Annotated in this window: 7 protein-coding genes; 1 reads left to right on the forward strand and 6 read right to left on the reverse strand. The window is 65.5% G+C overall.

Annotation, left to right across the window (positions count from 1 at the left end; genetic code table 11):
• Positions 1 to 44: 44 nt before the first annotated feature.
• From rodA to ASD22_RS16210, 5 genes are read right to left on the reverse strand one after another with little or no spacing between them, the layout of a single operon-like run.
• Positions 45 to 1160: a rod shape-determining protein RodA gene (gene rodA, locus ASD22_RS16190; RefSeq protein WP_056085568.1), complete on the reverse strand. Its 1116-nt coding sequence runs from the start codon at positions 1158 to 1160 to the stop codon at positions 45 to 47.
• Positions 1157 to 3133 carry a penicillin-binding protein 2 gene (mrdA, locus tag ASD22_RS16195; protein ID WP_056085569.1) on the reverse strand — a complete coding sequence of 659 codons (1977 nt, stop codon included), beginning with the start codon at positions 3131 to 3133 and terminating at the stop codon, positions 1157 to 1159. Before mrdA ends, rodA begins: the two co-directional genes overlap by 4 nt.
• A 16-nt stretch (positions 3134 to 3149) precedes the next feature.
• Positions 3150 to 3635 (reverse strand): rod shape-determining protein MreD, encoded by a 486-nt coding sequence (gene mreD, locus ASD22_RS16200; protein ID WP_056085570.1) that lies wholly within the window; start codon positions 3633 to 3635, stop codon positions 3150 to 3152.
• Positions 3632 to 4588 carry a rod shape-determining protein MreC gene (gene mreC / locus ASD22_RS16205; RefSeq protein ID WP_056085571.1) on the reverse strand — a complete coding sequence of 319 codons (957 nt, stop codon included), beginning with the start codon at positions 4586 to 4588 and terminating at the stop codon, positions 3632 to 3634. Before mreC ends, mreD begins: the two co-directional genes overlap by 4 nt.
• 30 nt (positions 4589 to 4618) lie before the next feature.
• The gene (locus ASD22_RS16210) at positions 4619 to 5665 is read right to left on the reverse strand and encodes a rod shape-determining protein (protein WP_056085572.1); all 1047 of its coding nucleotides are present in this window, start codon (positions 5663 to 5665) and stop codon (positions 4619 to 4621) included.
• 271 nt (positions 5666 to 5936) lie between these two features.
• Between ASD22_RS16210 and ASD22_RS16215 the strand changes: the two genes are divergently transcribed.
• Entirely contained in the window at positions 5937 to 6872 is a 936-nt protein-coding gene (locus ASD22_RS16215) for a carbohydrate kinase family protein (protein WP_056085573.1), read from the forward strand.
• A gap of 71 nt (positions 6873 to 6943) precedes the next feature.
• Here the strand turns inward: ASD22_RS16215 and ASD22_RS16220 are convergent, their stop codons facing one another.
• Positions 6944 to 7510: a TIGR00645 family protein gene (locus tag ASD22_RS16220; protein ID WP_056085574.1), complete on the reverse strand. Its 567-nt coding sequence runs from the start codon at positions 7508 to 7510 to the stop codon at positions 6944 to 6946.
• Between the last annotated feature and the right edge of the window lie 471 nt (positions 7511 to 7981).

The raw sequence follows: 7981 nt of genomic DNA on the forward strand, positions 1-7981 counted from the left end.
CCGCAGCAACTTGGGGCAGCCTTGGGCGCGTGGCATGACCGCGTTCATGCATGCCGCTTGCGGTTGGCGTGGATCGACATCAACACGCCGAACGCCACCAGCAACGACACCGCCGACGTGCCGCCGTAACTGATCAGCGGCAACGGCACGCCGACCACCGGCAGCATGCCCGCGATCATGCCGCCGTTGACGAACACGTAGACGAAAAAGCTCATGCCGATGGCGCCGGCCAGCAGTCGCGAATAGGTCTCGCGCGCCTCCATCGCGATCCACAGGCAGCGGCCGATGATGAAGGCGTAAAGCGTGATCAGCGCGATGACGCCGACCAGGCCGAACTCCTCGGAAAACACCGCGAAGATGAAATCGGTGGTGTGCTCGGGCAGGAAATCCAGCCGCGACTGCGTACTGTGCTGCCAGCCCTTGCCGAAGATGCCGCCCGAGCCCACCGCGATCTGCGACTGGATGATGTGCCAGCCATTGCCCAGCGGGTCGGATTCCGGATTGAGCAAGGTCAGCACGCGGTCGCGCTGGTACTGGTGCAGGAAATGCCACGCCACCGGAATCATGCCGCCCACCGCCGCCAGCAGCACGCCGATGCGCCACCACGCCATGCCGGAAAGGAACAACGCGAACGTGCCGGCAGCGGTCACCAGCAGCGCCGTGCCCAGGTCCGGCTGCTCCGCGATCAATCCGGCGGGAATCGCGATCAGCAGGCCGACCATGGCGATGTCGCCCCAACCCGGCGGCAACCGCCGCGGGTGCAGGTACCAGGCCACCATCATCGGCATCGTCAGCTTCAACAGTTCGGACGGCTGAAAGCGCATCACGCCCAGGTCCAGCCAGCGGATCGAACCACGACCCTCGCCCAGCACCGCCACCACCACCAGCAATGCGGTGCTGCCGGCGTACAGCCACGGCGTCCAGCTGCGCAGTACTTGCGGCGGGATGCGCGAAATCAGCAGCAACAACGCACCACCCAGTACGAAGCGTCCGGCCTGCCCGCCCACCAGTGCCAGGTTGCCGTCGCCCGCGCTGTAAAGCGTCACCAGGCCGATAAAGGCCAGCAGCAGCAAGCCCGTGGCCAGCGGCAGGTCGATGCGCGGGCGGGTCATGATCCGGCGCAGGAAGCGCCGCCCGCGCACGTACAGCACCTCGATCATGGCGTGTCTCCCTGCGGCAGCGGCGCGACGGGATCTTCCTCATCGTCGGTCGGCGTGGTGGCGGGCAGTGGCGGGCGAGCGGTGGCTGCCGTGGGTGCGGGAAGACGCGTCGCCCCCGCCAGCACGCCACCCTGCTCGGCCAGCCATACGTCCAGGATCTTGCGCACGATCGGGCCGGACGCGGAGGCGCCCCACGCGCCCGATTCCAGCAGCACCGCCACCGCGATCTGCGGGTTGTCAGCCGGCGCATAGGCAACGAACCACGCGCGATGGCGACTGGCGAGGTAGGCGGTATTGCGGTTGGTGTCGTAGGCACTGGTGGTACGCGAGAAACGCTCGGCGGTGCCACTCTTGCCGGCCATCAGGTACGGAAAGCCCGCCGACAGCGCACGGCCAGTGCCCTTGGCCCCGTAGATCACCATCTGCATGCCCTGGTTCACCGCGTCCCAGTCGGCAGGGTTGGCGATCACCGAGGGCCCGGAGGGTGGGTTGGGCAGCGGCTTGCGGGGCGCATCCATGCCTTGCTGGGTGGCCATCACCAGGCGCGGTTCGTACGGTATGCCATGGCCGGCGAAGGTGGCGATGGCGTGCGCCAGCTGCAGCGGTGTCACCGCCCAATAACCCTGCCCGATGCCGGCGATCACCGTTTCGCCGGGATACCAGGGCTCCCTGGAATGCGCCGCCTTCCATGCGCGCGAAGGCAGCACGCCGGACGCCTCGCCGATCAGGTCGATCCCGGTGGGGCGGCCAAAACTGAACTTGGCCATGTAGCTGCTGAGCCGGTCGATGCCCATGTCCAGCGCCAGCTTGTAGAAGTAGGTGTTGACCGATTGCTCGATCGCCTGCATCAGGTTGACCCGCCCGCTGCCACCGCGCACGTCATCGCGATAACCGCGCGACTGACCGGGGATGTAGAACACGCCGTTGGAGAAAACGGTGTCCTGCGGCTTGCGAAAGCCGGTTTCCAGGCCGGCCAATCCCACCAGCGGTTTCACCGTCGAGCCGGGCGGATAGACGCCGCGCAGCGCGCGGTTGTACAGCGGCTTGTCGGGGTTGTGGGTCAACGCGTTGTAGTCGACCTGGCTGATGCCGTTGACGAACAGGTTCGGGTCAAACGTGGGCACGCTGACCATGGCCAGCACTTGGCCGTTGCGCGGGTCGATCGCCACTGCCGCCCCGGGACGCCCCTCGAACGCCGCCTCGGCCGCCCGCTGCAACCGGGAATCGATGCTGAGGTAGAGATTGCTGCCCGGCGTGGGCGCATGCGTTTCCAGCACGCGCTGGGTGCGGCCGTCGGCATTGACCTCGACCAGCTCGTACCCGGGCTGGCCGTGGAGCGTGTTTTCGTAAGACCGCTCGACCCCGCTGCGGCCGACGTGGCTGGTGCCCTTGTAGCGCACCGGGTCGAGGCGATCGACATCGTCGGCGTCGATGCGGCCCACATAACCCACGACATGCGCAAAGGCCTCGCCCAGCGGGTAGCGCCGGGTCAGGTAAGGCACCACGTCGACGCCGGGAAACCGCCAGCGATTGACCGCGAAGCGATCGATTTCGTCTTCGGTGAGGTGCATTTTCAGCGGCACGCTCTCGAAGCGGCGGTTCTGCTTGAGCTGCTTGGCGAACGCGTCCAGGTCATCGTGGTCCAGCGGAACCACTCGGCCCAGTTGTGCCAGCAACGCGGGCATGTCCTTGACCTGCTCGGGCACCACCTCAAGCCGGAACGCCGGCACGTTGTCGGCCAGCAGCACGCCGTTGCGATCGTAGATGAGGCCGCGCGCGGGCGGGATCGCGCGCGGCTTGACCCGGTTGTTCTGCGAGCGGGTGACAAACTCGTCGTGGCGCACCACCTGCAGATAGGCGAAGCGGGCCATCAGCAGGCCCAGGCTCACCACGATCAGGGCGAAACCGACCAGGGCCCGGCGCCGGAACAACGCCCCCTCACCGCGGGCGTCCTTGATCGACCGACGCTTCATGTCACGGGATCGCGCTTCATTGGATCCGCCAGCGCGCGCGCAGGTCGTCGAGCAGCAGGAACAGGAAAGGCCACAGCGCCGCGCCTACGAACGGCGCGATCCACCAGCTGGCCGGTGGCAACGACGCGCCGCCCAGAAAGCGCACCAGCAGCAGCAGCACGCGGTCGTTCAGCAACAGCACCAACACCGCAAGCGATTGCTGCCACATCGGGAAAAAGCGCAGCCGCGAACGGAAGCGCAGGGCGATGAACACCAGCGCGCACAGCCGCAGGGCCTGTTCGCCCAAGACCACGCCGTTGACCACGTCGGCGCCCAGACCCACCGCAAACGCCAGGCCCAGCGTGACCCGATCCTCGGATTCCAGCGACCAGTACAACAGGACCAAGGCCGGCCAGTACGGCTTGAACGGCGCCAACGGGCCGGGCAACGGCACCAGCATCAGCAGCAGCGCAACCACCAGCGTGGCGGTGAACCACCAGCGCATCAGACTCTGGCGATTCATCGCGATACTCCCGGTGGGGCTGGCGGAGTCGCTGGTGCGTCGGCCGCGTTCGCCGGGGCGAGCTCGCTTGGCGGCCCCATCGGTTTGGCCGGCGCCGGCGGACCATCCGGCTCAGCCTGGTCATGCAGCAGCAGGACGTCTTCGCTGCGACCGATATCGGCCGCCGGCTGCACCTGGGCAACCAGGAACATGCCGGTGGCGGCAGGCGCCACCTCGGTGACACGTCCTACCGGAAACCCGGGCGGGAAGCGCCCACCAAGTCCGGACGTCAGCAATTGATCGCCCGGCTGCACGTCGGCCGCCAGCGGGATCGTGGGCAGCACGAGCTGATCGCCCCCGCGCGAGCCGTAGGCCACCGTGCGCAAACCCGTACGTTCGACCACCACCGGAATGGCGTGGGCGGGGTCGGTCACCAGCATCACCACCGAGGTGGTGGGCAAACTCTCGATCACCTGCCCCATCACGCCGTGCGCGTCGATCACCGGTTGCCCGGGCTTCACGCCGTCGCGTGCACCCACGTTGAGCATCAGCCGATGACTGTAGGCGCCCAGGTCCACGCCGATGACACGCGCCAGTTGCACGTTGAGTTCAAGGCTGTGCCGGGTGTCGAGCAATTCCTTCAGATGCTGGTTCTGCTGCGCCACCGCGGCCATGCGGTTCAACTTGGCGTTGGCCAGCAGCAGGTCCTCTCGCAGGCGCTGGTTCTGCTCGGTCAGGTGCTGGCGATCGCCGAATGCCACGCTGAGCGTACGCATGCCGGCAACCGGCAGCCCCGCCAGTCGATAAACCGGCTCGACCACCGCCGCCGCCGCATCACGCACGCGCCACATCCAGCCATTGCGCTGGTCGAGCACCATCAGCACCACGGCCAGTGCCAGGTAGAAAATCAGTCGCAGCGTGCCGGCAGCATTGCCAGCGAACAGCGGCGAGGATTCGTCGCGCGCATGCGCCATGGCGGCCCTTGGTCCCCCGGATGCCGTGAATTATTCGGGAGCGAAGAAATCGCTGCCGTGCTGGTCGATCAGCTCCAGCGCCTTGCCGCCGCCACGCGCCACGCAGGTCAGCGGGTCGTCGGCCACCTGTACGTGCAGGCCGGTCTCTTCCGAAATCAGGCGATCGAGATCACGCAGCAGCGCGCCACCGCCGGTCAATACGATGCCGCGCTCAGCCACGTCGGAGCAGAGCTCCGGCGGGGTCTGCTCCAGCGCCGACTTCACTGCCGCCACGATGCCGGCCAGCGGCTCGTGCAGCGCTTCGAGGATCTCGTTGGAGTTGACCGTGAACATGCGCGGCACGCCCTCGGCCAGGTTGCGGCCGGAGATCTCGATCTCGCGCACTTCACTTTGCGGGAACGCACAGCCGATCTGCAGCTTGATCTTCTCGGCCGTGGATTCGCCGATCAGGGTGCCGTGGTTGCGCCGCACGTAGTTGATGATCGCCTCGTCGAAACGATCGCCACCCACGCGCACCGACTGCGAGTAGACGATGCCGTTGAGGGAGATCACCGCCACCTCGGACGTGCCACCGCCAATATCCAGCACCATCGCGCCGCGCGCCTCGTGTACCGGGATACCGGCGCCGATCGCCGCCGCCATCGGTTCCTCGATCAGGAATACGTCGCGGGCGCCGGCGCCTTCGGCCGATTCCTTGATGGCGCGACGCTCGACCTGGGTGGAACCGCAGGGCACGCACACCAGCACGCGCGGGCTGGGCCGCAGCAGGCGCGACTTGTGCACCTGCTTGATGAAATGCTGCAGCATCGCCTCGGTCATGGTGAAGTCGGCGATCACGCCGTCCTTCATCGGACGCACCGTGGCGATGTTGCCCGGCGTGCGGCCGAGCATGCGCTTGGCGTCGCTGCCCACCGCGGCAATCGTGCGCGGACCGCCGGGACCGCGGTCCTGGCGGATCGCCACCACCGATGGCTCGTTCAGCACGATGCCCTGGCTGCGCACATAGATCAGCGTGTTCGCCGTGCCGAGATCGATGGAGATGTCGTTGGAAAAGATCCCGCGAAACTTCTTGAACATGGGTCCGCCGTGCGCCGATATTGAGCAAAAATCAAGCTCGCCAGTCTAGTCAGCGTTACCCGTCCACGCAAGGACAATAACGTTAAGAAAGCCTTGTACAACACGATGATAAGTACGTTTTCTGTATCGGCGGACGAACTTTGCACGAAGGAACCAAGTCGCGAATTGCGCGTATTCGCGGTAGCATTCGAGCCTTTGGCCTGGGCCGTCCATCGGCCCCATCCTGCTGCCCTGCGCGGCATCCCACACAATCGGGGACCCTTCACCCACCATGCCTGCCGTCATCTGCGGATCGCTGGCCTACGACACCATCATGGTGTTCCAGGACCAGTTCAAGAATCACATCCTGCCCGAGCAGGTACACATCCTCAACGTGTCGTTCCTGGTGCCGGCCATGCGGCGTGAGTTCGGCGGCTGTGCTGGCAATATCGCGTACAACCTGAAGCTGCTGGGCGGCGATCCACTGCCGGTCGCCACGGTGGGTCAGGATTTCGCGCCCTACCGCAAGCACCTGGAACAGTGCGGGATTCGCCTGAGCAGCGTGCGCGAGTTCGACGACCAGTTCACTCCGCAGTGCTTCATCACCACGGATCTGGACAACAACCAGATCACCGCCTTCCACCCCGGCGCGATGTCCAGCGCGCACGAAAACCACGTCCGCGACATCCCGCAGATCGACTTCGCCATCGTGGCGCCGGATGGCCGCGAGGCCATGCTGCAGCATGTGGATGAGTTCGCCGCCCGCGGCGTGCCCTTCATCTTCGACCCGGGCCAGGCCATGCCGTTGTTCAATGGCGACGAGTTCCGCGCGATGATCGGGAAGTCGACCTACGTCATCGTCAACGACTACGAGTCCCAGTTGCTGCAGGCCCGTACGGGCTGGAGCGCCGAGGAAATCGCCTCGCATGTGAGCGCCTACATCGTGACCCAGGGGCCGCGGGGCTCGGTCATCCACGCGGGCGCCGAAACCCACCAGATCCCGCCGGCACGCGAGCGCGCGGTGGTGGACCCGACCGGTTGCGGCGATGCTTATCGCGCCGGCCTGATCTTCGGCATCATGCGCGGCAAGGACTGGCCCACCGTGGGGCGCATGGCCTCGCTGATGGGCGCGCTGAAGGTTGAACACCCCGGCACGCAGAACCAGCATTTCAGCTACGGCGAGTTCGCCGCGGAGTTCCTCAGCCAGTTCGGTTACGCGCTGGACTGATCACCGCATCGCATCCTGATGCTACCTGCCGCGAATACCGCGCATGACCTGCGGGGATTCGCGCGCAGGTTTCAGTGCGTGGGCGCGTGCTTGCCCGCTGGCAGCGTCAGTCGGTCGATATACGCAAGCGCGACCGCAGACACCACGAAAGTCAGGTGCAGCAGGATCTGCCACATGATCGTTTCGCCATCCATGCTGCGCGCCTTGATGAACGTGGCCAGCAGGTGGATCGAGGAGATGCCGATGATCGCCATTGCCAGCTTCACTTTCAGCACGGTGGCATTGACGTGTGACAGCCATTCCGGCTGATCCGGATGCCCCTCCAGGCGCAGGCGCGAGACGAACGTCTCGTAACCGCCCACGATCACCATCACCAGCAGATTGGAAATCATCACCACGTCGATCAGGCCGAGCACGGTCAGCATGATGGTCGCCTCGGCACTGTCGCCTCCCCCGGCGGCATCGATGCCACCGTGGAACAAGGTGGTTTCCACCAGGTGCCAAAGCTCCCGCAGGAATTGCACGACATAAATGCCCTGGGCAACGATCAGCCCCAGGTACAAAGGCAGTTGCAGCCAACGCGAGGAAAAGATCAGATACGACAGGGGACCCAGGCGGCTTTGGTTGAAAGTCGTCATTCGTGTTCGCTATGGGGAAAGGCGCTCGATTCTACCGATCCAAGCGGAACTATCGTCACGAAATAAGCAGGCGCGACAATTTGTCCGGTGCGTTCCCCGAGATACGTGATCGGTCAAAGATCGCTCGGTCGGACGGCTCATTCGTCGGGATCGAAAACCCGCGCATTCGCCAGCAGGTCGTTAGCTGACTGGCACGTTCACCCATACGACCACGGGCCGACCACATCGCACGCGTTCCAGCAGGACGCCGTGGCGATGGTCACCGCATCGATCAATGCATAGGTCCACCCATCAGTTCGACGGAAGCCGTCCTCAACAGCCCCATCCAGTGCCTGGACGGTGCGCTTCGTCAGCCGGATAAAAAGAAGCCGTGCAAAAGAAAAACCCCCACCGTTTCCGGTGAGGGTTGATCAGGATAAAGCCCCTGGCGGTGACCTACTCTTGCATGGGCGAGCCACACTACCATCGGCG

The organism is Rhodanobacter sp. Root480, from assembly GCF_001426645.1.
GTDB classification, from domain to species: domain Bacteria; phylum Pseudomonadota; class Gammaproteobacteria; order Xanthomonadales; family Rhodanobacteraceae; genus Rhodanobacter; species Rhodanobacter ginsenosidimutans.